Origin of the sequence: Pseudarthrobacter sp. NPDC055928, assembly GCF_042270935.1 — a bacterium.
GTDB lineage: Bacteria > Actinomycetota > Actinomycetes > Actinomycetales > Micrococcaceae > Arthrobacter.
The window spans coordinates 17,808-43,451 of record NZ_JBHJZH010000023.1 but is presented as its reverse complement, the minus strand read 5'-3'; the positions used below and the strand labels follow the sequence as shown (position 1 = coordinate 43,451).

General features: G+C 66.3%; 21 protein-coding genes. 7 read left to right on the top strand and 14 right to left on the bottom strand.

Annotation, left to right across the window (positions count from 1 at the left end; translation table 11 throughout):
* Positions 1-233: hypothetical protein (locus ACFC25_RS21110; RefSeq protein WP_376048775.1), on the top strand; the 233-nt coding region annotated here is incomplete at its 5' end.
* A gap of 178 nt (positions 234-411) precedes the next feature.
* On the opposite strand, the gene tyrS is transcribed toward ACFC25_RS21110, so the two are convergent.
* The 3 genes from tyrS to ACFC25_RS21095 all read right to left on the bottom strand — a co-directional run bounded on the left by tyrS (position 412) and on the right by ACFC25_RS21095 (position 4,750).
* The gene (tyrS, locus tag ACFC25_RS21105) at positions 412-1,725 is read right to left on the bottom strand and encodes a tyrosine--tRNA ligase (RefSeq protein ID WP_337347683.1); all 1,314 of its coding nucleotides are present in this window, start codon (positions 1,723-1,725) and stop codon (positions 412-414) included.
* 78 nt (positions 1,726-1,803) lie between these two features.
* Positions 1,804-4,032: a HelD family protein gene (locus ACFC25_RS21100; protein WP_376048772.1), complete on the bottom strand. Its 2,229-nt coding sequence runs from the start codon at positions 4,030-4,032 to the stop codon at positions 1,804-1,806.
* Between the two features lie 52 nt (positions 4,033-4,084).
* The gene (locus ACFC25_RS21095) at positions 4,085-4,750 is read right to left on the bottom strand and encodes a DNA-3-methyladenine glycosylase (RefSeq protein WP_337352191.1); all 666 of its coding nucleotides are present in this window, start codon (positions 4,748-4,750) and stop codon (positions 4,085-4,087) included.
* A gap of 80 nt (positions 4,751-4,830) precedes the next feature.
* Here ACFC25_RS21095 and ACFC25_RS21090 point away from each other — a divergent pair, with 80 nt between their 5' ends.
* The gene (locus ACFC25_RS21090) at positions 4,831-6,372 is read left to right on the top strand and encodes a DNA-3-methyladenine glycosylase 2 family protein (protein ID WP_376048769.1); all 1,542 of its coding nucleotides are present in this window, start codon (positions 4,831-4,833) and stop codon (positions 6,370-6,372) included.
* Complete coding sequence (locus ACFC25_RS21085) at positions 6,369-6,890, top strand: methylated-DNA--[protein]-cysteine S-methyltransferase (RefSeq protein WP_376048767.1); 522 nt, start codon at positions 6,369-6,371, stop codon at positions 6,888-6,890. Before ACFC25_RS21090 ends, ACFC25_RS21085 begins: the two co-directional genes overlap by 4 nt.
* Positions 6,891-6,893: 3 nt before the next feature.
* Here ACFC25_RS21085 and ACFC25_RS21080 read toward each other — a convergent pair whose 3' ends face one another.
* The 10 genes from ACFC25_RS21080 to argC all read right to left on the bottom strand — a co-directional run bounded on the left by ACFC25_RS21080 (position 6,894) and on the right by argC (position 17,124).
* The gene (locus tag ACFC25_RS21080; RefSeq protein WP_376048765.1) at positions 6,894-7,634 is read right to left on the bottom strand and encodes a maleylpyruvate isomerase family mycothiol-dependent enzyme; all 741 of its coding nucleotides are present in this window, start codon (positions 7,632-7,634) and stop codon (positions 6,894-6,896) included.
* Between the two features lie 25 nt (positions 7,635-7,659).
* Positions 7,660-8,196 carry a pyridoxal 5'-phosphate synthase gene (locus tag ACFC25_RS21075; protein WP_376048762.1) on the bottom strand — a complete coding sequence of 179 codons (537 nt, stop codon included), beginning with the start codon at positions 8,194-8,196 and terminating at the stop codon, positions 7,660-7,662.
* Positions 8,197-8,279: 83 nt separating this feature from the next.
* A complete protein-coding gene (gene argH, locus ACFC25_RS21070; RefSeq protein WP_337347697.1) occupies positions 8,280-9,743 on the bottom strand; it encodes an argininosuccinate lyase in 1,464 nt (487 codons plus the stop codon).
* A gap of 8 nt (positions 9,744-9,751) precedes the next feature.
* Positions 9,752-10,957, bottom strand: coding sequence for an argininosuccinate synthase (locus tag ACFC25_RS21065; protein WP_337347676.1), 1,206 nt, complete (start codon positions 10,955-10,957; stop codon positions 9,752-9,754).
* A 78-nt stretch (positions 10,958-11,035) separates the two neighbouring features.
* A complete protein-coding gene (locus tag ACFC25_RS21060) occupies positions 11,036-11,572 on the bottom strand; it encodes an arginine repressor (protein ID WP_337347675.1) in 537 nt (178 codons plus the stop codon).
* On the bottom strand, positions 11,572-12,600 hold the full coding sequence (argF, locus tag ACFC25_RS21055) for an ornithine carbamoyltransferase (RefSeq protein WP_376048758.1): 1,029 nt from the start codon (positions 12,598-12,600) through the stop codon (positions 11,572-11,574). The genes ACFC25_RS21060 and argF overlap by 1 nt, the downstream gene beginning before the upstream one ends.
* A complete protein-coding gene (locus ACFC25_RS21050) occupies positions 12,597-13,814 on the bottom strand; it encodes an acetylornithine transaminase (protein ID WP_376048777.1) in 1,218 nt (405 codons plus the stop codon). Before ACFC25_RS21050 ends, argF begins: the two co-directional genes overlap by 4 nt.
* 107 nt (positions 13,815-13,921) lie before the next feature.
* Entirely contained in the window at positions 13,922-14,887 is a 966-nt protein-coding gene (gene argB, locus ACFC25_RS21045) for an acetylglutamate kinase (RefSeq protein WP_337347673.1), read from the bottom strand.
* A 42-nt stretch (positions 14,888-14,929) separates the two neighbouring features.
* Complete coding sequence (gene argJ, locus ACFC25_RS21040) at positions 14,930-16,096, bottom strand: bifunctional glutamate N-acetyltransferase/amino-acid acetyltransferase ArgJ (RefSeq protein WP_376048756.1); 1,167 nt, start codon at positions 16,094-16,096, stop codon at positions 14,930-14,932.
* Positions 16,093-17,124, bottom strand: a complete 1,032-nt coding sequence (argC, locus tag ACFC25_RS21035) for an N-acetyl-gamma-glutamyl-phosphate reductase (protein WP_376048753.1) — start codon at positions 17,122-17,124, stop codon at positions 16,093-16,095. Before argC ends, argJ begins: the two co-directional genes overlap by 4 nt.
* A 174-nt stretch (positions 17,125-17,298) precedes the next feature.
* Between argC and ACFC25_RS21030 the strand changes: the two genes are divergently transcribed.
* From ACFC25_RS21030 to ACFC25_RS21015, 4 genes are all read left to right on the top strand, one after another.
* The gene (locus ACFC25_RS21030; RefSeq protein ID WP_337347670.1) at positions 17,299-18,390 is read left to right on the top strand and encodes an acyl-CoA desaturase; all 1,092 of its coding nucleotides are present in this window, start codon (positions 17,299-17,301) and stop codon (positions 18,388-18,390) included.
* A gap of 144 nt (positions 18,391-18,534) precedes the next feature.
* The gene (locus ACFC25_RS21025) at positions 18,535-19,500 is read left to right on the top strand and encodes a quinone oxidoreductase (protein ID WP_376048750.1); all 966 of its coding nucleotides are present in this window, start codon (positions 18,535-18,537) and stop codon (positions 19,498-19,500) included.
* 89 nt (positions 19,501-19,589) lie between these two features.
* Complete coding sequence (locus tag ACFC25_RS21020; protein WP_376048747.1) at positions 19,590-23,540, top strand: Pls/PosA family non-ribosomal peptide synthetase; 3,951 nt, start codon at positions 19,590-19,592, stop codon at positions 23,538-23,540.
* A 43-nt stretch (positions 23,541-23,583) separates the two neighbouring features.
* Positions 23,584-24,969 (top strand): M1 family metallopeptidase, encoded by a 1,386-nt coding sequence (locus ACFC25_RS21015; RefSeq protein ID WP_376048744.1) that lies wholly within the window; start codon positions 23,584-23,586, stop codon positions 24,967-24,969.
* A 13-nt stretch (positions 24,970-24,982) separates the two neighbouring features.
* On the opposite strand, the gene ACFC25_RS21010 is transcribed toward ACFC25_RS21015, so the two are convergent.
* Positions 24,983-25,642 carry a 4'-phosphopantetheinyl transferase family protein gene (locus tag ACFC25_RS21010; protein ID WP_376048741.1) on the bottom strand — a complete coding sequence of 220 codons (660 nt, stop codon included), beginning with the start codon at positions 25,640-25,642 and terminating at the stop codon, positions 24,983-24,985.
* Between the last annotated feature and the right edge of the window lie 2 nt (positions 25,643-25,644).

The following is a 25,644-nucleotide window of genomic DNA, read 5'->3' as shown; positions in this document are numbered from 1 at the left end:
CACAGGGGCGGCACGATCTGGCCAAAACAACCAATCAAAAAACAATTGGTATCAACAAACTTGGCACACTATTGAGTTCTCAAACAACAGACACATTCGAATACTTCTCGAAACAATTCATTTCAATGAATTCTTTTGTTTCGCATTTCTTCGCTGCGATGTTTCCATCTTATTTCATTCATATTCACTTTGCAAATCCGGGTTATTTTCCCGATATTCACTCTGCGGAATGAATCCGCCCATCAAAAAGTGAAGCATTTCATCAATTCCCGTGCAGTGCACATGATGAATTGCTTCTCATTTGAAGGGGGTTTGTCACCACTCAGCGGCGGCGACTCAGAAAACAATACACGCTCCCCTCCAGCCGTGCAAATCGGCCGAAGAGGAGCGCGCAATGAGGTTCTGGACGGGCTACGGGACCAGGACTTCTACGGTCGCAAGGTTCTTCTTACCGCGCCGCAAAAGCAGGTACTGGCCATGCAACAGTTCGGATTCGGAGATCACGGCTTCGGGATCGGAAACCTTCTCATTGTTCACGTATGCTCCCCCCTCGCCCACCGTACGCCGGGCTGCCGACTTGCTCTCGGACAGGCCCGATGCCACAAGCAGGTCCACAATCCCCAAGCCATCCACCTGGATGGTTGCGGAGGGAAGCTCCGACGTTGCGGCTTCGAGGGTTGGCTTGTCCAGCGCGGACAGATCGCCATTGCCAAAGAGCGCGGCTGATGCAGCGATAACTTTCTCTGTGGCTTCTACCCCATGGACCAGCGACGTGACTTCAAAGGCAAGCTTCCGCTGGCCTTCCCGTGCAAAGGGGCGCTCGGCCACTGCGGCAGCCAGCTCCTCAATCTCGGCCCGGCTAAGGAAAGTGAAAACCTTGAGCCGGTCCACAACATCGGCATCAGCTGTGTTCAGCCAGAACTGGTAGAAGGCGTAAGGGCTGCACATGCCGGCGTCGAGCCAGATAGCGTTGCCTTCGCTCTTGCCGAACTTGGTGCCGTCCGAGTTGGTGATCAACGGAGTTCCGAGGGCATGGACAGTCTTGCCTTCAACCTTGCGGATCAGCTCCGTGCCACTGGTGAGGTTGCCCCACTGGTCCGAACCGCCGGTCTGCAGCATGCAGCCGTAGTCTCGGAAGAGTTGGAGGTAGTCCATGCCCTGAAGGATCTGGTAGCTGAACTCCGTGTAGCTGATGCCTTCTTCGGAGCTGAGGCGGGAAGCAACGGCGTCCTTGCGAAGCATGGTGCCAACGCGGTAGTGCTTTCCGATTTCGCGAAGGAAATCGATGGCGCTCAACGGGGCGGTCCAGTCGAGGTTATTGACCATACGGGCGGCGTTGGCGCCTTCGAAGCTGAGGAAGCGACGGACCTGCGCCTGGAGGTAGCCCACCCACTCAGAGACGGTGTCCTTGGTGTTAAGTGTCCGCTCCGCCGTGGGACGCGGGTCACCGATCAGGCCGGTGGAGCCGCCCACCAATCCCAACGGCTTGTGGCCTGCAAGCTGGAGCCGCCGCATCACCAGGAGCTGGACAAGGTTTCCCAAGTGCAGGCTCGGCGCGGTGGGATCAAACCCGCAGTAATACGTGACCGGCTCACCGGCGAGGAGCTTTTCCAGCTCCCCTTCATCGGTGGAGACGTGGACCAGGCCGCGCCACTTCAGCTCCTGCCAGATGTTGGCGAAGGTGGGGTCGTTCTGCTGGGATTCGAGATCGTTGAGTTCTGACACGACTTCTAAGTTAGCAGGATTGGCGGCCACCGGCGCCGGATGAACCGGGCCGGTGGCAGCCAATCCCCGCCGACCGGGCTAGCGTTCGATGCCGGCAGGCACACCCTCTGCTGCGATCAGGCGAAGCCGCTGGGTAGGCCGGGTCATGGCGACGTAGAGATCCCCCACCCGCCCGTGCTCGTGGTTCAGCATCCTGGAAGGTTCCAGTACCACAACCCCGTCAAACTCAAGGCCTTTGGCCTCCCGCGGGCTGATGACCACGATGTCCTGCTCATAGCTTCCGGCGCCGGTTCCGATGCGCCGGCCATAGACGGCACGCAAGGCCGCCGTCGCCTGCGGCAGGAGGTCGCCGTCGGCAATCACGGCCAGCAGGCCGCCGTCGAGCGCTTCCAGCTCTTCGGGAAGCGCCTCCACCAGCCGGCTGACCACTTCTCCGGCCGCCACCCTGTCGATGATGGGCGCCCAGCGGCCCTCGCGGACCGCCTTGGGTGCAGAGACCACAAGGCCGGCTGCGTTGGCCATCCGTGCTGCGGCTTCCGCGATCTGCGACGGCGTACGGTAGTTGACCGTCAGTTCCTCCAGCTGCCAGCGGTCCCCGAACAGCGGACCCAGGGCACCCTGCCAGGAGTTCGCGCCGGCCACGGAACTTGTCTGTGCGATGTCGCCCACGATGGTGAACGACTTCAGCGGGCACCGGCGGACCAGAAGCCGCCACTGCATCGGCGAAAGTTCCTGCGCTTCGTCGACCACGATGTGCCCGAAGGCCCAGGTCCTGTCAGACGTGGCGCGTTCGGCCGCTGTCTGCCGGGCTTCGCGCTCCTGGTTCTGGTCCACCAGTTCCTCGGCCGACATGAGCGCATCGACACCGGCAGCCTCCATGTTCACCAGGGTCTGCTTCGCGTTCGCCAGGTCGCGGGCTCGATCGTGCTCCTGCTGCGCCAGTCCGCGGCCCGCAGCCGGGTCAAGTTCGCCCAGCAGTTCCGCTGCTTCGTCCAGGAGCGGCACATCAGACTCGGTCCAGGGCGCATCCACCGGGCGAAGCAGCAACGCACGTTCGGCCGGGGTGAGGTGCGGGGTGCAGACTTCCAGGATCGCCGGCTTGCTGAAGAGCTCGCTGATGAGCTTCTCCGGTGTCATGGGCATCCAGCACAGGTTCAGCGCGATCCGTACATCCCGGGCAGTGCGGACGTCCTCCGCAAGGTAGGAGCGGTCGGCGTTGTTGCCAAGGCTTCCCGCTTCCACGAGTTCGGTCATCTGCTCGGTCAGCTCGCGGAGCAGGATCTTGACGAAGGTCACGCGTGCCTCATTGTGCGGCTTTCCTGTGGAGCGCGCGCGTTCCCGGGCGCGGCGGACCTGCCGCGGCGTGAGCACCAGCTTCCGCCCGTCAACCTCTACGACCCGGTTTTCGGCAAAGGTCCGTTGGCGGTTTGCCACGGCATTGGCTACAACATCCGCCATGTCCAGCCGGCCCTTGATGGCCGCGACCTCGGCCTCGGGTTCGGCCACCGCACTGATGCCAGGCATCAGCCGGCCGAGGCTGGCCATCACCACCCCGGTTTCGCCGAGTGAGGGCAGCACGCGTTCGATGTATTTCATGAACGACGACGACGGGCCCACCAGCAGCACACCTGCAGTCTTGAGCCGGTCCCGGTGGGTGTAGAGAAGGTAGGCGGCGCGGTGCAGCGCAACGGCCGTCTTGCCGGTGCCCGGACCGCCTTGGACTACGACAGCACCGGAGATGGAGGAACGGATGATCCGGTCCTGCTCGGACTGGATGGTTCCAACGATGTCGGACATGCGGCCAGTCCGCTTGGAGTCCAGGGCAGCGAGCAGTGCACCTTCGCCCTGCAGCGACTCGTTGTCGGTAAGCATGTCCGCGTCCAGGACGTCGTCCTCGATGGCCTTGACTACCCTGCCCTGCAGGATCAGGTGCCGGCGGCGCCGCACGCCCTGCCGGTCAAAAGCGGTTGCCTGGTAGAAATGGCCGGCTTCGGGCGCGCGCCAGTCCACCATCAGCCGCTGCAGGTCCTCGGTGGTGAGTCCGATGCGGCCGATGTACTGGGCTTCCCCGGAATCCAGGTCAAGGCGGCCGAAGACCAGGCGGTCATCAACGGCGTCGAGCTGGGCAAGGCGATCCTCATAGAGCGCGGCGAAGGCGTCACGCTCGGAAACATTCTGCATGGTGCCCACAGCACCGGCCCGGCGGACCTGCGCCAACTGCTTGCGCTTTTCGGCGCGCAATTCTTCCAGCCGCGCATACAGGCCAGCAACATAGTCCCGTTCGTGGGCCAAATCGGCGTCGAGCATTAAACGTTCCCCTATCGCAAAAGACAGACCGTCCATTCTACAACCATTTCGGTTAACGTGATTGAAACTTCGCCGGACGTGGCTTGGCCGCCTTGTAGCGGGACACCGTAGGGTCCCCCGGCAGCCAGAAGCGCCAGGGGTAGTCACCGGTGCCGCCGTCCCCGGAAACGCCCACCCGAGGCCCGGAACTGACCTCCATCGCAGCAGTTTCCGGAAGCCGCAGCTCGAAGGGTTCGCTCAGTGCATCCCGCCCGCTGTCCGCCGTAGTGAGGGCAAGGGCAGTGGCCAGCCGGGCCGGTCCGCTCGCCAAATCAAAGGGAGATTTCGACGTCGGCCGCCTCACTGCCGCCAGGCGTTGCCCCTCCACCACTTCACCGGCGCGCAGCAGTACGGCGGAGGCGGTGCCTGCCGGACCGCAGACGACGTTGGCGCAGTAATGCATGCCGTACGTGAAATAGACGTATAGATGGCCGGCAGGCCCGAACATGGGCGCGTTGCGTGCCGTGGGGCCGCGAAACGTGTGGGATCCCGGATCCGGATGCAGGGAATCACCAGGCCCCATGTAGGCCTCCACCTCGGTGATCCGCACGGCCACTGTTCCCTCATGGCTGTTGTGGCTCAGGACGGATCCCAGTAGTTGCGGTGCGATCCTCCGTGCATCTCCGGACAATAGTTCGCGGAGCTGTTCCGGCTCGGTGGGACTGGTGCGGACGGTCATGATCCGACTCTACCCAACGGCCCACGGCCATGTCCGATTTCCGCTAGCAGGTGCCATCATGGGCTGGCAGGATAGGGGGCATGGACTTCTGGCAGCGCTACCGCGCGATCGATGCGCGCGATCCCCGGTTCGACGGGCAGTTCTACACTGCTGTCCGGACTACGGGCATCTACTGCCGTCCGTCCTGCCCGGCCCGCACCCCCAAGGCAGCCAACGTCACCTTCTACGAAACATCAGCCGCGGCGCACGACGCCGGCTACCGGGCCTGCAAGCGCTGCCTACCCGAGGCGGTGCCCGGGACGCCGGCGTGGAACGTCCGGCAAGACATCGCCGGCCGGGCCATGAGGCTCATCAACGACGGCGTTATCAACCGGGACGGGGTGCAGGGCCTGGCGGCCCGGCTGGGCTATTCGGCACGGCAGCTGAACCGGATCCTCAGCCATGAACTCGGCGCCGGACCACTCTCGCTTGCCCGGGCAAGCCGTGCCCAGACCGCACGCACCCTGCTGGTTTCCACTTCCATGAAGCTTGCCGACATCGCGTTCGCATCCGGCTTCAGCAGCGTCCGGCAGTTCAACGAGACCATGGTGGAGGTGTTCGCCATGACGCCCACAGCCCTGCGCTCCACGGCGCGGCACCACAAGCCGGAGATGGCAGCCACCGCGCTGACCCTGACCCTGCCCTACCGCGAACCCTTCGACCCCGGCGTCTTTTCCTTCCTCGCGGTCCGGGCCATCCCGGGGATCGAGGTGGGGACACCGACGTCGTACGCCCGTACGCTGCGGCTGCCACACGGTGATGCCCGCTTCAGTGTGCATTACGACGGCGGCGCGCCGGGGCGTCCGCTTACCCTCACCATCGGCGCGGTGGACCTCCGCGACCTCCCGGCCCTGCTGAGCAGGGTGCGCCGGCTTTTCGACCTTGACTCCGATCCGGTCGCCATTGACAGCGCGCTGGCTAGGGATCCCCGGCTTGCCAACTCCGTGGCCACTGCCCCAGGTATCCGGCTGCCGGGCGCGGTGGACCCACGGGAACTTCTCATCAGGGCGATGATCGGACAGCAGGTCACGGTCGCAGCGGCCCGGACGGCACTGACCCAACTGTCCGCAGCCGGAAGTCCCAGCCGGATGCCCGGCGACGGGCTTTCTCGGCTGTTTCCCACCGCGGCTGAAATTGCCTTGTCGGGCTACTCACTACTGCGGGGTCCGCAGCGCCGTATTGACGCCATCCGCTTTACGGCCTCGGCCCTCGCGGAGGGCCAACTGGATTTCGGCTATGGCGACGACCTGCCGGGGCTGGGGGCGAAGCTGCTCCCTCTCCCGGGCGTGGGTCCCTGGACGGTGGGCTATGTGGCGATGCGCGTGCTGGGTGCGCCGGACGTCTTCCTGGCGAACGATGCCGCTGTGAAAAACGGCATCCGTGCCCTCGCAACGTCCGCCACCAGCCGGGATGGACTCGCCGCTGAACCGTTGGGTCCGGCGCCCCGGCCCAGTGTGCTTAACCCCGATTTCAGTGAGGTCAGTCCCTGGCGGTCCTACGCCACCATGCACCTGTGGCGCGCCGCTGCGGCGCCGAAAGCCCCTCAACCTGAACCAGCTGTTCCAGAGAAAGCGATGCAATGAAAGCCCAGTTGTTAGTGATGTCCACCCCAGACGGTCCATTCACCATCCTCGCGCAGGACGGCGTGGTCCTGGCCTCCGGCTGGACGGCCGGGCCAGGTGAGCTGACCGGGCAAATCCATCCGGAGCTGCGCCCGGGCGACATTGAGTCGGTGACAGACCTGGGTCCCATATCCCTGGCAGTGGAGGCCTTCTACGCCGGGGACCCCGCACCGGCCATGGCTGTTCCCGTGCTGCAGAAATCCGGGCCCTTCCGGGCCCACGCCTGGGATGTGCTGAGGACAGTACGCCCCGGGTCGCCGGTCACCTATACGGAGTACGCCGAACTGTCAGGGAATCCCAAGGCAGTCAGGGCCGCGGCCAGCGCCTGCGCGTTCAATGCGGCAGCATTGTTTGTGCCCTGCCACCGCGTCATCCGCACTGACGGCTCCCTGGGCGGCTTCCGCTGGGGCCTGGCCATCAAGGAGAGCCTGCTCGCGCGAGAAGCAACGGAAAGCCTGCTGGCACGCGAAGCCGGCTAGGACCTACTTTGTTGCGGGCGTCCCCGAAGGCCACGGCAGCAGTTCGGGGAGATCCACGCCGTCTGCAGCTGCGGAGGCCCGCAGGCTGCCGAGCGACGGTTCACGGCCAGCAAGCCACGCCGCTATGTCAGTGATCATGCCGCTGATGACAGTGGAGCGGGCGCCGGTGCCGAGAGTCCTTGGCGGAAGCCCAAGCGGCTGGAGCACCAGCTTGTCCCCCGGAGCCACACGGGCAGCCAGGAAGCCGAAAAGGTGTTCGCAGAATGGCCGGCTCCAGGTCTCCGGGCCAAGGCCAGTGCCCAGGTCGGCTGTGTGGATCACCAATTCACGCCACAACGCCAGCCCGCCGTCGAGGACAACTCCCCCTCGATAGGCAATCGGCGCGTCCCAACCGGAGCCGGCGTCGAGCGCGTCAAAAGCTTTCAGCGCCCGGTCGAGGCCTGCGGCCAGATCCGCACGATGGGCATCCGCACTGTGGCCCGCGGCGATCTCGATGGCCTTGTTCCGACCGTCCTGGCCGCCGTCGTACAGCTCAATGGTTTCGCCCCGGGCCGCGTATTCGAGCTGGCGGGCCATGGCGTTGGTAATGCCGGCGAGGTGCGCCAGGACATGCCCGCGGGTCCAGCCCGGCAGCGCCGATGGCGCCTTAATGTCCTCATCGGTGAATTTCGCGGCGGCTGAGGCCACGACGTCGGCGGCTTTGTGCAGTTCGGCGAGAAGGTCAGCCGGTGCGGGAGCAGTCATGGCGCCCATCCTAACCGTCAAACACTCAGCCGAGCGGGATGCCGTCCGGTCCATAGCGGTGCCGCACGTGCCGGCGGTCGTGGCGGGCCTGCCAGAATTCCAGTTCTGTAGGCTGGAGCGCGTAGAGCTGCCAGTCCGGATTGTCGCTGCCGTCCGCTGCAGGGCGCGCCTGCCAGTCTGCGGCCGACGCTTCGGCGGACAGCTCAACCACCGGGCCGGCGACCCGGACCTGCCGGCCCTGCTGCGGCCAGTAGAAGTTCAGGGCCGCTTTCGGGTTGACGGACAGTTCCCGGCCCTTCCTGGAGGTGCGGGACGTGGCGAAGTGCCAGCCGTCGTCGTCGATATTTTTCAGGATCAGCATCCGGGCGGAAGGCTGACCATTGCCGGCCGCAGTGGCCAGGCTACAGGCATGCGGTTGCAGCACGCCCGCCGCCAGGGCCTCATCCAGCCATAACGTGAACAGCGCCACCGGGTCCGCCGGGGCGTGGGCCGGGTCGAAGTCCGGCAGGTCGGTGGGAAAGTCGGGCAGGGCCCGGAGGTGGCTGCGGAAGGCGTCGCTCATGGCCACATGCTAGCCGGGACCGCTCGCCGGTTAACGCACAACGCTCTCTCACTTTCTTGGGGAAAGTGAGAGAGCGTTGGTAGCTAGGCCGTGTATTCCCGCACGGCCCGCAGCTCGGCTTCCAGCGCAACAAGCTGGCGTTCGACGGCGGCCGGTGCCGTGCCGCCCTGGGAGTTGCGGCTGTTCAGCGACCCCTCCGTGGACAGGACCGTGCGGACCTCCGGCGTCAGGTGCACCGAAATGGCGGCGTACTCCTCATCCGTCAGGTCCCACAGCTCCACGTCGCGGGACTCGGCCTGCTTCACCGCTGCTCCGGAAAGCTCGTGGGCCTCGCGGAACGGAACACCCTGGCGGACCAGCCACTCGGCGATGTCGGTTGCCAGCGCGAAGCCCTGCGGTGCAAGCGACTCCATCCGCTCCGTGTTGAACTTCAGTGTCGCGATCATGCCCGAAACAGCCGGAAGCAGCAGTTCCAGGGTGTCGGCGGCGTCGAAGACCGGCTCCTTGTCCTCCTGGAGGTCGCGGTTGTATGCGAGCGGGAGGCCCTTGAGTGTTGCCAGCAGCCCGGTCAGGTTGCCGATGAGGCGTCCTGCCTTGCCGCGGGCCAGCTCGGCCACGTCCGGGTTCTTCTTCTGCGGCATGATCGAGGAGCCCGTGGAGTAGGAATCATGCAGAGTCACAAAGGAGAACTCCTTGGTGGCCCACAGGATCACTTCTTCCGAGACGCGCGACAAGTCCACGCCGATCATCGCCGTCACCCAGGCGAACTCGGCGAAGACGTCGCGGGAGGCGGTGCCGTCAATCGAGTTGTGGGTGGCGGAGAAGAAGCCCAGGTCCGCGGCCACCGCTTCCGGGTCCAGCCCAAGCGAGGAGCCCGCGAGGGCACCCGAACCGTAGGGCGAGACACCGGCGCGCTTGTCCCAGTCCTGGAGCCGCTGCACATCACGCAGCAACGCCCAGGCATGGGCCAGCAGGTGGTGGCTGAGCAGGACCGGCTGCGCGTGCTGCAGGTGCGTGCGGCCCGGCATGGCCACACCCTGGTGCGCCTTGGCCTGCTCCACCAGTGCCTCGATCGTTGCCAACACGCCGCGGGCGATGATCCGGGCGTGGTCGCGCAGGAACATGCGGCCGAGCGTGGCCACCTGGTCGTTGCGGGACCGTCCGGCGCGGAGCTTGCCGCCCAGCTGGGTGCCGGCGCGCTCAATGAGGCCGCGTTCCAGCGAGCCATGCACGTCCTCGTCGGATTCCGCCGGCAGGTAAGCGCCGGAGGCCACGTCCTCGTCCAGCTGTGCCAGGGCGGCGAGCATGCCTTCGAGCTCGGCGTCGTCCAGCAGCCCGGCCTTGTGCAGCACGCGGGCGTGCGCCTGTGACCCGGCGATGTCGTAGCGGGCCAGCCGCCAGTCGAAGTGCGTGGACTTGCTCAAGGCTGCCAGGGCATCAGCGGGGCCACCTGCGAACCGGCCGCCCCACAGTGCACCCTCGTTCGTCCCCGAGCGCACCCCGACCTCGCTGCGCTCGGCCGGGGACCCCTGCGCTCGTGGGCCCAGATTCTCCGTCACTGGCCTGCGACGCGGATATCGCGGCCGGAGGCAACCTTGGCGGACATGCCCCACAGCTCGATGAAGCCGCGCGCCATCGACTGGTCGAACGTGTCGCCGGTGTCGTAGGTGGCGAGGTCGAAGTCGTAGAGCGAAGTCTCGGAGCGGCGTCCGTTGACGATCGCCTGGCCGCCGTGCAGGACCATGCGGATGTCGCCTGAGACGTACTTCTGGGTGTCCTCGATGAAGGCGTCCAGGGAGCGCTTGAGCGGGGAGAACCACTGGCCGTCATAGACCAGTTCGGCCCAGCGCTGGCCGACAGTAGCCTTGAAGCGGGCCTGCTCACGCTCGACGGTGATGTCCTCGAGGTGCTTGTGCGCGGTGATCAGTGCCATTGCGCCCGGTGCCTCGTAGATTTCGCGGGACTTGATGCCCACCAGGCGGTCCTCGACGACGTCGATCCGGCCCACGCCCTGGGCGCCTGCGCGGCGGTTGAGTTCCTTGATGGCCTGCAGCGGGGTAACGCGGACGCCGTCGATCGCTACCGGCACGCCGGCTTCGAACGAGATGGTGACTTCATCCGGGGCCGGTGGGAATTCCGGGGTGGCGGTGTAGTCGTAGATGTCCTTGGTGGGTGCGTTCCAGATGTCTTCGAGGTAGCCGGTCTCGACGGCGCGGCCCCAGACGTTCTGGTCGATCGAGTACGGGTTCTTCTTGGTGGTCTCGATCGGCAGTCCCTTTTCCTCGGCGAAGGCAATGGCCTTGTCGCGGGTCAGGGCGAGGTCGCGGACCGGGGCGATGCACTTCAGGTCCGGTCCGAGGGTCTGGATGCCCACTTCGAAGCGGACCTGGTCGTTGCCCTTGCCAGTGCAGCCGTGCGCAACGGTGGTGGCGCCGAATTCGCGGGCGGCCTTGACCAGGTGCTTGACGATCACCGGCCGGGAGATGGCGGAGACCAGCGGGTAGTGGCCCTGGTAGAGGGCGTTGGCCTTCAGGGTGGGCATGCAGTACTCGTTGGCGAACTCGTCGGACGCGTCGGCCACGTAGGCTTCGACGGCGCCGCAGCCGAGGGCGCGCTGGCGGATGGTCTCCAGCGACTCGCCGCCCTGTCCGACGTCGACTGCCACGGCGATGACCTCGGCGCCGGTGGCTTCACCGATCCAGCCGATGGCTACGGAAGTATCCAGGCCACCGGAGTAGGCCAGAACAATACGCTCAGTCACGAAAATGCTCCTCTATGTTGGGGTTTGCGTTGTTTAAGAATTGATTACGGAAAGCCTGTCACACCTTGGGACGGCGTATTACTGGCTGCCGCCCGCTTCCTCGGCGAGTTGCAGGAAACGCGCGGCGAGGTCCTGCCCGCCCTGGGGATCACGGGACACGAGCAGCACGGTGTCATCCCCGGCGATGGTCCCGAGGATGGATGGCATGACCGAGTGGTCGATGGCCAGGGCCAGGAAGTTGGCCGCCCCGGGTGGGGTCCGCAGCACGGCAATGTTGGCCGAGGCCTCCGCAGTGACCAGCAGTTCGCTGCACAGCCTGGCAAGCCGCGCATCCAGGATTTCCTGGCTGACGCCGCTCTTCGCAGCGCGTTCGCCGCCTTCACCAGGCACGGCGTAGACCAGGACGCCCTCCTTGCCACGCACCCGGACCGCGCCGAGTTCCACGAGGTCCCGGGACAGGGTGGCTTGGGTGACCTGGACGCCGTCGTCCGCCAGCAGCGCGGCCAGCTCCGCCTGGGAGCGCACCGATTCGCCCGTCAGGATCGCGGTGATGCGCGCCTGGCGGGCTGTCTTGGTTGCCGGGCTGGAGCCCGGCACCGACGGGTTGGTGGACACTAGAACGTGCTCTCCCCGGTGCCTTCAACGGGAGAAAGACCGTCCACGAACGCCAGGCCCGACTTGTGCATCAGCCAGGCCATAAGGGCCTTCTGGGCGTGCAGCCGGTTTTCGGCTTCGTCCCAGACGATCGACTGCGGCCCGTCGATGACACCCGCCGAGATCTCATAGCCGCGATAGGCGGGAAGGCAGTGAAGCACGACGGCGTCGTCCGCCGCGTGTGCCATGGCTGCCTCATCCACGGAGTACTCCCGGAACAGCTGCAGCCGGGCTTCCTTTTCGGCTTCCTGGCCCATGGACACCCACGTGTCCGTGGCTACGACGTCGGCGCCTTTGAGGGCTTCGGCGGCATCGGTGGTAATCAGCACCGATCCGCCCGTCTGGGCGGCGCGTTCCTCGGCCGCGGCGACGATCTCCGCTGCCGGGAGGTAGCCCTCCGGCCCCGCGATGCGGACGTGCATCCCGGCGGTGACGCCAGCGAGCAGGTAGGAATTGGCCATGTTGTTGGCGGCATCGCCCAGGTAGCTCATGGTGAGGCCGGCCAGTTCGCCTTTGTGTTCCTTGACCGCCAGCAGGTCCGCGAGGAGCTGGCACGGGTGGTAGTCGTCGCACAGGGCGTTGATGACAGGCACGGCGGAGTTTTTCGCCATGGCCACCAGTCCGGAGTGCGCGCCGGTACGCCACACGATCGTGGAGACCATGCGCTCCAGGACCTTGGCGGTGTCCTCCACCGATTCCTTATGGCCGATCTGGGCCTCGCCGGGGTTGATGATCAGGGCATTGCCGCCCATGTCGGCGATGCCGGTGGCAAAGGAAACCCGGGTACGGGTTGATGTTTTGTCGAAGATCACGGCGACTGTTTTGCGGCCGTTGCCCTCCGCGGCGAAGGGCTGCACGCTGTAGGGCGCGGCCTTCATGCGGACGGCCAGATCCAGGACCTCAGCCTGCTCAGCGGGGCTGAGGTCCGTGTCCTTCAGGAAGTGGCGGGTGCCGCTGGCTGTGCCGGCGGAAGAAACTACAGAGGTCACTGCGCGTCCTTAGCTGTTTGGAGGATTGCCGGGAGCGCGGCAAGGAAGGCGCCGGCCTGGTCGGTGCTGAGGACCAGCGGCGGGGCGAGCCGAATGGTGCGCGGCCCGGGGCTGTTGACGATGAAACCTGCCTCCAGCCCAGCGGTTACAACGGCAGGTGCGACGTCGGCGTCAAGGTCGAAGCCGATCAACAGGCCTTCGCCCCGGACTTCGGTCACACCGTCGACGGCGGCGAGCCCGGCCCGGAGGTAATCCCCCACAGTGATGACGTTTTCCAGCACCCGCTGGCTTTCGATCGCGTGCAGCGTGGCGAGGGCGGCCGCCGTCGCCACCGGGTTGCCGCCGAAGGTGGTGCCGTGCTGGCCCGCTGTCAGGAGCGAGGACACCTGCCCGCCGAACGTCAGCAGCGCTCCAATGGGGAATCCGCCGCCGAGGCCCTTGGCCAGGGTGACGGCGTCCGGAACAATCCCGGCGTCCTCGCTGGCTAGCCATTTTCCGGTACGCCCGATTCCAGTCTGGACCTCGTCCAGGATCAGCAGGGCGCCGGCCTTTGTGGTCGCCTCGCGGGCGGCCCGCAGGTAGCCGGCAGGCAGCGGCCGCACCCCGGCCTCGCCCTGGATCGGTTCCAGGAAAACGGCGGCCACGGTCTCATCGATGGCAGCTTCAAGGGCTGCTACGTCACCGAACGGGATATGGACCACACCGCCGGGCAGCGGCTCGAACGGGGCACGGTACGCTTCCTTGGCGGTCAGGGCCAGGGCACCCATGGTCCGCCCGTGGAAGGCACCTTCCAAGGCGATGATCTTGGTCCTGGGCGAACCGTCCGGACCGGTTCCGTTGCGTCGCGCGAGCTTGAAGGCAGCCTCGTTGGCTTCGGTTCCGGAATTGGTGAAGAACACCTTGGAGCCTGCCGGGGCGTGCGTCAGGGCGAGCAGCTTTTCGGCCAGTGCGATCTGCGTGGGGCTGGTAAAGAAGTTGGAGACGTGCCCCAGGGTTGCCAGCTGGCTGGAGATCACGGACGTGACAAACGGGTGGGCGTGGCCCAGGGCGTTGACGGCGATGCCGCCGAGCAGGTCAAGATATTCCTTGCCGTCGGCGTCCCAGACCAGGCAGCCGGCACCGCGCACCAGCACACGCTGCGGCGTGCCGAACACGCCCATGAGGGACGTCGAGTAGCGGGCGAGCCACTCGGCTCCACTACCCGTCCCAGTCATAACGGAAGCTTTGGGGGCCGAGCCGTCGATGGGGGCCCGGGTGTGGTCGGGCACCGCGAAGCGGGCGGGGCCCCCATCGACGGTCGGACCGGCGCCAGGAGTTTCGTTCATGCGTTCACCTCTTCGTCAGGGACCACCTGGGTGCCGATTCCGGCGGTGGTAAATGTTTCCAGGAGCATGGAGTGCGGGAGCCTGCCGTCCACGATGTGCGCGCGCTCCACTCCCCCGTCAATGGCTTTAAGGCAGGCCTCCATCTTCGGAATCATGCCCGATTCCAGGGACGGCAGCAGTTCGCGCAGCTCCGAGGCCGTGAGGGAAGAGATGAGCGATGACCTGTCCGGCCAGTTGGCATAGAGGCCTTCGACGTCGGTGAGGATCACCAGTTTTGATGCCCCCAGCGCTTCGGCGAGGGCGGCCGCGGCCGTGTCCGCGTTGACGTTGAGGACCTGGCCCGTGGTCTGGGCCCGTTCGCCCCGCTGGTCCGCTGCGCCGCTGCCGTCGTCCTCGATTTCGGGCGCCACGGTGGAGATGACGGGGATGCGCCCGGCAGCCAGGATGTCCAGGATGCCCTCCGGGTTCACGCCGACCACTTCGCCTACCAGTCCAAGGTCCACTTCCTGGCCGTCAATGATGGTCCCGGTCCGGACTGCCCGGAGCAGGCCGCCGTCCTCACCGGACATTCCCACCGCGTAGGGGCCGTGGGAGTTGATCAGGCCAACCAGTTCGCGGCCCACCTGGCCGGTGAGGACCATCCGGACCACGTCCATGGCTTCGGGGGTGGTGACGCGCAGGCCACCCTTGAACTCGGACTCAATGCCCAGCCGGGCCAGCATGGAGTTGATCTGCGGACCGCCGCCGTGGACCACCACGGGGTGGATGCCTACGTGGTGCAGGAACACGACGTCCTCCGCGAAAGCGCGGCGCAGTTCTTCGTTGACCATGGCGTTTCCGCCGTACTTGATCACCATGGTGGTGCCGGCAAAGCGCTGGATCCAAGGCAGGGCCTCGATCAGGGTGCCTGCTTTGCTTTGGGCATCACTCATGGACGTGGTTTCGCGGGTCTGGGTGTTCATGCTTGGCGTTACTCCAAGGTGGCTGGTGGATTTGCTCGAGGACTAGCTCGAGTAAGCGCTGTTCTCGTGCACGTAGTCGTGGGTGAGGTCGTTGGTCCAGATCGTGGCCTCGGCGTAGCCGGACTTCAGGTCAATCTCCACGTGGACTTCGCGGGGTTCCAGGTCCACCAGGCTGCGGTCATCGCCGATGCTGCCGTTGCGGCAGATCTGGACACCGTTGATGGCGACGTTGAGCTGGTCCGGCTCGAAGACTGCGTCCGTGGTGCCCACGGCGGACAGGACACGGCCCCAGTTGGGGTCCTTGCCGAAGATAGCGGCCTTGAACAGGTTGGACCGGGCCACGGAGCGGCTGACGGTTTCGGCGTCCCGCTCGCTGGCCGCGTTGAACGTGCGGATGGCGATGTCGTGGCTCGCGCCCTCGGCGTCCCCGATCAGTTTGCGTGCCAGTTCCGCACACACCTGGGTCAGCCCGGCACTAAAGGCTTCGGCTGAGGGAACGGCGCCTGATGCGCCGGACGCCAACAGCACCACGGTGTCGTTGGTGGACATGCAGCCGTCGGAATCAGCGCGGTCGAAAGTGACGCGCGTGGCGTCGCGGAGCACGACATCGAGCATTTCTGCTTCCACGTCGGCGTCGGTAGTGAGGACCACCAGCATGGTGGCGAGGCCGGGGGCCAGCATACCGGCGCCCTTCGCGATGCCCCCGATGGAGAACTCCTGGCCGTCGGCGTCGGTGCCGATGAACAGCGCGGCCTTGGGCACCGAGTCGGTTGTCATGATGGCATTGGCCGCTTCGGGTCCGCCGTCCGTGCTGAGCGCCGCAGAGGCGGCCTCGACACCCGGAAGGATTTTGTCCATGGGCAGCTGCTCACCGATGAGGCCGGTGGAGCACACAAAGACGTCGGTTGCCGAAATGCCCAGTACTTCGGCGACCTTTTCGGCGGTGCTGTGCGTGTTCTGGAATCCTTCCGGACCCGTGCAGGCGTTAGCACCGCCGGAGTTAAGGATGACGGCGTCAACCCGGCCGTCCGAGACTACCTGGCGGGACCAGTGGACCGGGGCTGCGGCCACGCGGTTGCTGGTGAAGACGGCGGCCGCCGCCTTGGAGGGGCCATCGTTGACGACCAGGGCCAGGTCCGGCTTGCCGGACGCCTTGAGGCCGGCGGTGACGCCGGCGGCCCGGAAGCCCTGGGGTGCGGTAACGGTCACGGTGCAACTCCCTGCAGGTTGAGGCCGGCGGTTTCCGCCAGGCCAAGCGCAATGTTCATGGACTGCACGGCGCCGCCGGCAGTTCCCTTGGTGAGGTTATCAATGGCGCAGGTGACAATCACGCGGCCGGTGTGCGGGTCAAAAGCCAACTGCATTGCCGCGTGGTTGGAGCCCTGGACCGACTTGGTGGCCGGCCATTGGCCCTCCGGCAACAGGTGGACAAACGGTTCGTCGTCGTAGGCCTCAGCCCACGCCTGGCGAAGGTCCGCTGCGGAGGTGCCCGGCTTGACCTTCGCCGTCGCGGTGGTGAGGATCCCGCGGCTCATGGGGGCAAGCGTGGGGGTGAAGGACACGGTGACGGTTTCCCCGGCAGCGTTGGAGAGTCCCTGCTCGATCTCCGGTGTGTGGCGGTGGCCGCCGCCCACGCCGTAGGGGCTCATGGAGCCCATCACCTCGGCGCCGATGAGGTTTACTTTGGCGGCCTTGCCCGCACCCGAGGTGCCGGAGGCGGAAACTATGACGACGTCGTCGGGCTGCAGGAGGTTCGCAGCGAACCCGGGCGTCAGCGCCAGGAGGGCCGACGTCGGGTAGCAGCCGGGAACGGCAATCCGGGTGGCGCCCTTGAGGACCTCACGCTGGCCGGGAAGTTCGGGCAGGCCGTACGGCCATGTTCCAGCGTGGGCCGAGCCGTAGAACTTTTCCCACGCGGCCGGATCTTCCAGGCGGTGGTCTGCGCCGGCGTCGATCACCACAGTGCTCTCGGGGAGCTGCGCTGCGATCTCCGCGGAAGCCCCGTGCGGAAGGGCCAGGAACACCACGTCGTGGCCCGAGAGGTTTTCCACCGTGGTGTCTTCCAGGATGCGGCTGGACAGCCCATGCAGGTGCGGCTGCAGTTCGCCGAGGCGGGAGCCTGCATTGCTGTGCGCTGTGATGGCGCCGATGGTTACGTCCGGATGTCCCGCTAGGATGCGCAGGACTTCTCCCCCGGCGTAGCCACTGGCTCCGGAGACGGCAACTGAAATAGTCATGCAGTGAATCTTACAGCAAAAATATTCAGTGTGCCCGATATTTATACATTGTGTTTTCTGCGCTTCCCGGCCGACTGGACAGGCTCCCGTATGCTGGTGGAAGGGTGATTTTGACCGCGCAGTTGCGAACGTCTGCTGCAGCGTTGCCCATAACAGTTACGAGGCCCCGGCTCCATGACCACCACCCTCTCAACGCCGGAGCGCCCCAAATCGCGCGTCCGGCAGCCCAACGCCGTTGTCCTGAGCTATTCGGAACTGCTCAAGAGCGTCAAGGCCGCAGGCCTGCTGGAACGCCGTGTGGGTTTCTACATCACACTCTTTTCCACCCTGGTGCTCCTGATGACCGCCACCTGGTTCGGTTTCGCGCTGATAGGTGACAGCTGGTTCCAGCTCCTCATCGCGGCCGCAGTCGGCATTATCTGCACCCAGCTGAGCTTCCTGGCCCACGAGGCCGGCCACCGCCAAATCTTCGCGTCCCGCCGCGCGAACGACTGGACCGCCCGGATCCTGGCCACCTCGGTGGCAGGCATGAGCTATTCCTGGTGGGAGCAGAAGCACGGCGCTCACCACAACCATCCGAACGTGATCTCCAAGGATCCCGACATTGCCACCGGCGCGATCGCCTTCCACCACGAAGCCGCAGCCACGCGCCAGGGCCGGTTTTCCTTCCTGACCCGCAAGCAGGGCTGGTTCTTTTTCCCGCTTCTGTTCCTGGTGGGCCTGGGGCTCCAGATCGATTCCGTCAGGTTCGTCTTCCGCCGGGCCAAGGTGACGCACCGCTGGGTGGAGCTGCCTATCCTGCTCGTCCGCCTGGGCATCCTGCCCGTCCTGGCCTTCACCTTCTTGCCGCTGGGAATGGCCTTCGCCTTCATCGCCGTCCAGCTCGCCGTCTTCGGCTTCTACATGGGCGCCTCCTTTGCGCCCAACCACAAAGGCATGCCCGTCATTCCGGCGGACAGCCGTGTTGACTTCTTCAGCCGGCAGGTCCTGACGTCACGGAACATCTCCGGCGGCCGGTTCATGGACATCCTGCTCGGCGGGCTGAACCGCCAGGCTGAGCACCACTTGTTCCCCGACATGGCGCGGCCCCAGCTGGACAAGGCCGCCAGAATCGTCCGGGAGTACTGCCAAAAGCACCAGGTTCCCTACACCGAAACCACGCTTCTGCAGTCCTACGGCATTATTGTCCGCTATCTCAACGACGTCGGACTTTCCGCCGGCCGGCACTTTGAGTGCCCCATGGCCACGGTCACCCGGCGCTACTGAACAACTCCGGCGAAACTCGGCCGGCCCCCAGCTTGACCCGAAGTGACGGCCCTGACCGGCCGTCACTTCGTCGTTCGCTCAGGTTTCCCTAGGATGGTTCCAGGATCCGGGGCGAGGAAATCCCAGCCCCGGGGAAGGAGATACATGACGCACGCCATCGTTGCCCGCGAGCCCGGAGGGCCCGAAGTACTGGAACTGGCAGAGGTCGAGCGCCCCGTCCCCGGGCCCGGCCAACTGCTCATCAAGGTGGCGGCAGCGGGCGTCAACTTCATTGAGACCTACCAACGCGGGGGCATGTACCAGGTCCCCTTTCCCTTCACCCCCGGCTCGGAAGCGGCCGGAACGGTTGAGGAGGTGGGCGACGGCGTCGAGAACTTCACCGTCGGCAGCAGGGTGGCTACGGCCGAAGGCGCCAAATGCTACGCCGGCTACGCCGTACTCGATGCTGTCAAGGCCCTGCCGGTGCCGGATGGCGTCGATGACCTCACGGCTGCTGCCCTGCCGCTCCAGGGCATGACTGCCCACTACCTGATCAATTCCTCCTTCAGGGTGGAACCGGGCCACACCGTGCTGACGCACGCTGGTGCCGGCGGCGTAGGCCTGCTGCTGACCCAACTGCTGAAGGAAAGGGGCGCCCGCGTCATCACCACCGTCTCCTCGGACGCCAAGGAAGAACTAGCCCGGGAGGCCGGGGCAGACCATGTACTGAGGTACGAGGGCTTTCCCCACCATGTCCGCGAGCTCACCGGCGGGAAGGGCGTGGACGTGGTGTACGACGGCGTGGGCCGCAACACTTTTGACGGTTCCCTGTCCTGCCTGCGCACACGGGGCACGCTCGTCCTGTTCGGGGCCGCCTCGGGAGCCGTTCCCCCGGTGGATCCGCAGCGCCTCAACGCCGGTGGGTCGCTTACGCTGACCCGGCCGACCCTGGGCCATTTCCTGCTCAACGAACAGGAGCGCCGATGGCGGTCGGGCGAGATCTTCGCCGCCGTGGCAAACGGGAACCTAAAGGTCCGGATCGGCGCCACGTATCCGCTGGCCGACGCCGCGAGGGCTCACGAGGACCTTGAGGGCCGTCGGACCACGGGCAAGGTCATCCTGGTCCCCTGACCCCGTTCAGGAAACGCCCGGCGAATGGAGTGTGGACACCAGACGAACGGCGTCACTTTCCGTTCACCTTGCCAGTGGAGACTGCAGGGGTGACCGAGCTACAAACCAGCGGCCCTGCGCCCGACGGCCTTGCCGAATATCAGCCCCAGCTGCCCGGGTCGGCTGTATCACCCCCGGCGCGGACGTTGGTGGATATCCTGCAGGAAACCGCCAACCGCTATCCGGATGCGTCCGCACTGGATGATGGCCGCCAGTCGCTGAGCTATGCGCAGCTGATGGCGGCCGTACGCTCCGCCGGCCGGGAACTTCACCTGGCGGGGCTCGGTGCCGGTGACAGGATCGGCGTCCGGATTCCGTCCGGAACGAACGGACTGTACGTCTGGATCCTCGCGATCCTGCTCGTTGGCGCCGCCTATGTTCCCGTTGATGCCGACGACCCGGAAGAACGGGCCCGGCTGGTCTTCGGCGAAGCCAAAATCGCCGGCATGATCACCGGTGAGGGCCTGAGCGTGACCAATGGCAGGGAAGGACCGTTCCCCGCGGCACGGCTTGCCACACCCGACGACGACGCCTGGGTCATCTTCACGTCGGGCTCCACCGGAACTCCAAAGGGCGTCGCAGTGCAGCACAGGTCGGCGGCTGCCTTCGTCGATGCCGAGGCAAGGATCTTCCTTCCTGCGGACCCGATCGGGCCGCAGGACAGGGTGCTGGCAGGGCTGTCCGTGGCCTTTGACGCCTCGTGCGAGGAGATGTGGCTCGCGTGGCGGCACGGGGCCTGCCTGGTCCCGGCCCCGCGTGCCCTGGTCCGCACTGGCATGGACCTCGGACCCTGGCTCATCAGCCACGGCATCACGGTAGTGTCCACCGTCCCCACCCTTGCGGCGCTTTGGCCCGCAGAATCGCTGGAGAATGTCCGGCTGCTGATTTTTGGCGGCGAGGCGTGCCCGCCGGAACTTGCAGAGCGGCTCGCAGTGGAAGGCCGCGAGGTCTGGAACACCTATGGACCCACAGAGGCCACGGTGGTGGCCTGTGCGGCCGAATTGGGTGGGCCCGGGCCGGTACGGATCGGCTTGCCGCTGGACGGCTGGGACCTAGCCGTGGTGGACGGCGACGGTGTGCCGGTGGCCGAGGGCGCCGTCGGTGAGCTCATCATCGGAGGGGTGGGACTGGCCCGCTACCTGGATCCAGCCAAGGACGCGGAAAAGTACGCTCCGATGCCCACCCTGGGCTGGCAACGCGCTTACCGCTCCGGTGACCTCGTCCGCTACGAAGCAGCCGGGCTTGTCTTCATGGGCCGGGCCGACGAACAGGTAAAACTGGGCGGCCGCCGGATCGAACTCGGAGAAATCGATGCCGCGCTGCAGGCTCTGCCGGGCGTCGCAGGCGCAGCAGCCGCCGTGCAAACGACGGCGGCTGGGAACCAGGTCCTGGTGGGGTACCTCGCGCCCGCAGGAGAAGATGAGCCCGACCTCGCCGCCGCACGCAGACTGCTGGCAGCCAGCCTCCCCGCTGCACTGATCCCCCTGTTGACCGTCGTGACATCGCTGCCCACTAAAACCAGCGGAAAGGTGGACCGGCACTCACTCCCGTGGCCCCTCGCCGGATCCGGCGCTGCGGAAAGTGACAGCGCCCCACTGAACCTGCCGGATGACGCCGCCTGGATCGTCGAACAGTGGACCAACGTGCTCGGCAGCCCGGCGGCAAGCCTGGACGCCGACTTCTTCGCACACGGCGGAGGCTCCCTGGCCGCCGCCCAACTGGTCTCCGCCCTTCGGCTCCGCTATCCCACTGTCACGGTCGCCGACATCTACGCCACCCCTCGGGTCGGCGCGTTGATCGACACTGCCCGGCAATCCCTGCCGGACGGTGTCAACGCAGGACCTGCCAAGGAACGCACTGTCCGCCCGACGGCCCGCAAGTCCCAGATCTTCCAAACGCTGATGGGTGTCCCCTTGCACATTTTGGTGGGCATGCGCTGGCTGACTTACCTCATGGCTGGAAACAACGTCCTCGCCGGCCTGGCCGGTTTCGCCGCCGCACCCACGGTGTCATGGTGGTGGGTCGGGGCATCGTGGCTGGTCTTCGTGAGTCCCCTTGGCCGAATGGGCCTCTCCATCGCCGCGGCCCGATTGCTGCTCCGCAACGTAGGCCCGGGAACTTACCCCCGCTCCGGGAAGGTGCACCTGAGGCTCTGGCTGGCCGAACAGATCCAGGACTTGGCTGGCGCCGTCAGCCTTGCCAGCGCGCCGTGGGTGCCCTACTACGCCAGGGCCCTCGGAGCGAAAATCGGCAGCAATGTGCACCTGCATTCGCTGCCGCCGGTGACCGGCCTGCTGTCCTTGGGCAGCGGAGCGAACATCGAGCCCGAGGTTGACCTTTCCGGGTGGTGGATTGACGGCGACCACGTCCGGATCGGAGCGGTCCACGTGGGCGCCGGGGCAACGGTGGGCGCGCGCAGCACGCTGATGCCCGGTGCCAGCATCGGTGCCGGCGGCCAGGTCGAAGCAGGTTCGGCAGTGCTCGGCAAAGTGAAGGCCGGACAGGTGGTGGCAGGTTCACCGGCCCGCCGCCGCGGCAAGGCCAAAAACGACTGGCCCGAAATGCCAGCCAGCAGCCGGCTGATGGGCCGTCTGTGGTTCGCCGCCTTCGCCTCCGCATCCGCCGTCCTCGCCATGATCCCCTACGTGTCCGCGGCTGCAGCTGCCGCGGTCATCTTCCTTTTTGTCCAGGGCAGCAGTTCCCTGTCCGCAGCGTGGCCGCAGCTCCTCGCATCCCTGCCGCTGGCCGCACTGGCCTGGTTCAGCGCCAATCTCCTGCTGATCCTGGGCACTACCCGGCTGCTGGGAACCGGACTGAAGGAAGGCTATTACCGGGTGCGGAGCCGGATCGGTTGGCAGGTCTGGGCCACCGAACGGGTCCTGGACCTGGCCCGGGACCTCCTCTTCCCCATTTACGCCAGCCTTTTCACACCTGTCTGGCTGCGGCTGCTCGGTGCCCGCATCGGCAAGAACGTGGAGGCGTCCACCGTACTGCTCCTGCCCAAGATGACCACCGTTGGTGAAGGAGCATTCCTGGCCGACGACACCATGGTGGCGTCGTACGAACTTGGCGGCGGCTGGCTTAAGATCGCACCCGCGAAAATCGGCAAGCGTTCCTTCCTGGGGAACTCCGGCATGACGGCAGCCGGCCGGAATGTCCCGAAGAACTCCCTTGTAGCCGTGCTGTCCGCCACGCCCTCCAAGGCAAAATCCGGGACCTCGTGGCTGGGCAGCCCTCCTGTGAGGCTGCGCCGCACGGCCATCGCCTCAGACAGTACGTTGACGTTCCAGCCGCCGATTCGGCTGAAAGTGGCCCGGGCCCTCTGGGAGCTGTGCCGCTTTGTTCCAGTGGTCCTGACGGTGGGACTCGCCGCGGGCGTGCTGTTGGCTTTCGATTGGCTGGCCACCAACCTTGGCTACGGCGTTGCGGCGGCACTGGGCGGGTTCGTCATGCTGCTGGCGGGCGCCCTGGCGGCTGGCAGCGCCGTAGTGGCCAAGTGGCTGCTGGTGGGCCGGATCCAGGCCGGAGAACATCCCCTCTGGAGTTCCTTTATCTGGCGCAATGAAGTGGTGGATACCTTTATCGAAATGGTCAGCGCCCCATGGTTTGCCCGGGCGGCGAGCGGAACGCCGGCGCTGGTGTGGTGGCTCCGCGGACTGGGGGCCAGGATAGGTTCCGGGACCTGGTGTGAGAGCTATTGGCTGCCGGAAGCGGACCTCGTAACCCTGGGCGCCAACTCCACGGTCAACCGCGGCTGCGTGGTCCAAACCCACCTGTTCCATGACCGGATCATGAGCATCGACACTGTTACGCTCGAGGAGGGAGCCACCATGGGCCCGCACGGCGTCATCCTCCCACAGGCACGGATCGGCAAAGGCGGAACCGTGGGTCCGGCATCGCTGGTGATGCGCGGGGAGACCGTTCCCGCCGGGACGTACTGGATGGGCAATCCTGTCAGTCCCTGGCAGGGTCCCGATGTTCCCGTACCCCGCCTGAAGTAAGTACCCGCTAGTCCGCCACCGTTGCAAATTGAGGCCCGTCCCCATGAGTTTCACAGAACCAGCAAGCTCCGAAGCCGCCGTGGGAACGGCCGAGGCCGGCTTGCGGTCCGACCGCTATATGCCGGGCCATGGCACCAATGCCTACAGCGTTTCGCGGTATGAACTGGACCTGGATTACCGGCTGTCTGCCAACCGGCTCAACGGCCGGGCCGTCCTCCACGCCACAGCCGCACGCCAGGCGTCCGCCGTCGTCCTGGACTTTGTGGGCCTCCGGGCCACCAAGGTGCAGTTCAACGGGCGCCGGGTCCGGCGTTTTGTCCAGCGCGCCGAACAACTGGTGGTGCATCTCGAGGCCGATCTCGCCCCGGGAGACACCTTCCTGCTGGACATACGCTACGAAGGCAACCCCTCGCCCCGCCGCGGGCTGTGGGGTGAAGTGGGCTGGGAAGAGCTTACCGACGGCGTGCTGGTGGCCGGTCAGCCCAACGGCGCCCCCTCCTGGTTTCCGTGCAATGACCACCCGCGGAACAAGGCAAGCTACCGGATTACCGTAACCACCGATGCCAATTACCGTGCCGTCTGCAACGGCCGGCTGGTGGGGCACAGCATCAGGGCCAGCCGCGAAACGTGGACCTATGAGCAGGAAGAGCCGATGGCCACGTACCTGGCCACAGTGCAGATCGGCCGGTACGGGTCCCTGATCCTGGACCCCGGGGACACGCCCGGCGGTGTGCTGCAGTCGGCGGCTGTTCCGGCAGGCCTGGCCAGCACGGCCCTGCAGGGGCTGCGCCTGCAGCCGGAGATGATGCGCACGTTTGTCAATTGCTTTGGGCCCTACCCGTTCGCCGAGTACACAGTTGTGGTTGCCGACGATGTCCTGGAGATCCCGCTGGAGGCCCAGACCCTGTCCATCCTGGGGCGGAACCACCTCAGCCCGGACTGGGATTCCCAGCGCCTGATCGCCCATGAGCTCTCACATCAGTGGTTCGGGAATTCGCTGACCGCCAGCGGGTGGAGCGACATCTGGCTGCATGAGGGTTTTGCCTGCTACGCGGAGTGGATCTGGTCAGAAGCCGCCGGCCTGATGACCGCAGGCGACCGGGCGGCAGCCGCCTGGCGCAGGCTCTCCTCCGCGGGCCAGGACCTGGTGATCGGGGATCCCGGTCCGGAGCTGATGTTCGATGACCGCGTCTACAAGCGGGGGGCCCTGGCATTGCACGCACTGCGGCTGCGGTGCGGTGACCTGGCTTTCTTTGCGCTGCTGCAGGAATGGACCCGGACCCACCAGCACGGTTCGGTGTCCACCGCGGAGTTCATCCTGATGGCGGACCGGGTAGCGGGCCTCGACTCCGAGACGCTGCTGCACCCTTGGCTGTTTGAGGAGGCCCTGCCGCCGCTGCCCATGCGCGGGCGGCACGCCTCCTGCTAGCGGAACGGCCCGACTACCCGTCGAGGGCAACAGCGGCAACAAATGCCCCGGGCAAGCCTCTGTCCGCCGGGTCGAGGTCTGTGATCCCGGGTTTGTCGAGAACGTCGACGGCGCCCGGGTCCGCCCGGAGTCCTTCGCCGGTCATTTTGAGCCAGGCCTCTTTCCGGGCCCAGAGCCGGGCACGTTCACGCAGCAGTCCCGGCCCGGACAGATTTCCGACGGCGCGCCGTTCAGCGGCGCTGAGCGCCACGGCGTCGAAACCGTCAAAGTCCAGCCGCGAGGGATCTTCGGCATCCACACCCAGCCGCATACCGGCAACTCGTGCCGGCAGCCCTGCCAGGAGGATCCACTGTTGCGTCCGCGCCATGCTCAGCAGCAGCGGCAACGGCTCTCCCCTGTAGGTGTAGCCAGGCCTGCCGTGGGCTAGGTCGGGTCCGGAGCCGCAGCGAAGACAGGAATATCGCACCTCAAGATCACCCGCCTGCAGTTCCAGCAGGTCCGCGGCGAAACGGCGCAGGGCCACCCGGCCCGCGACAAAGCGTGTCCGTGCACGGGGCTCCAGGGACGCCGCCCGGGCGGCCTCCACGGGTTCGAGCAGCTGCGCGTCTGAGTCCGGACCGTCCGCGTGGGGGCCGCGGAGATCCACGGCCTGCAGGACGAGCCCGGACTCCACGT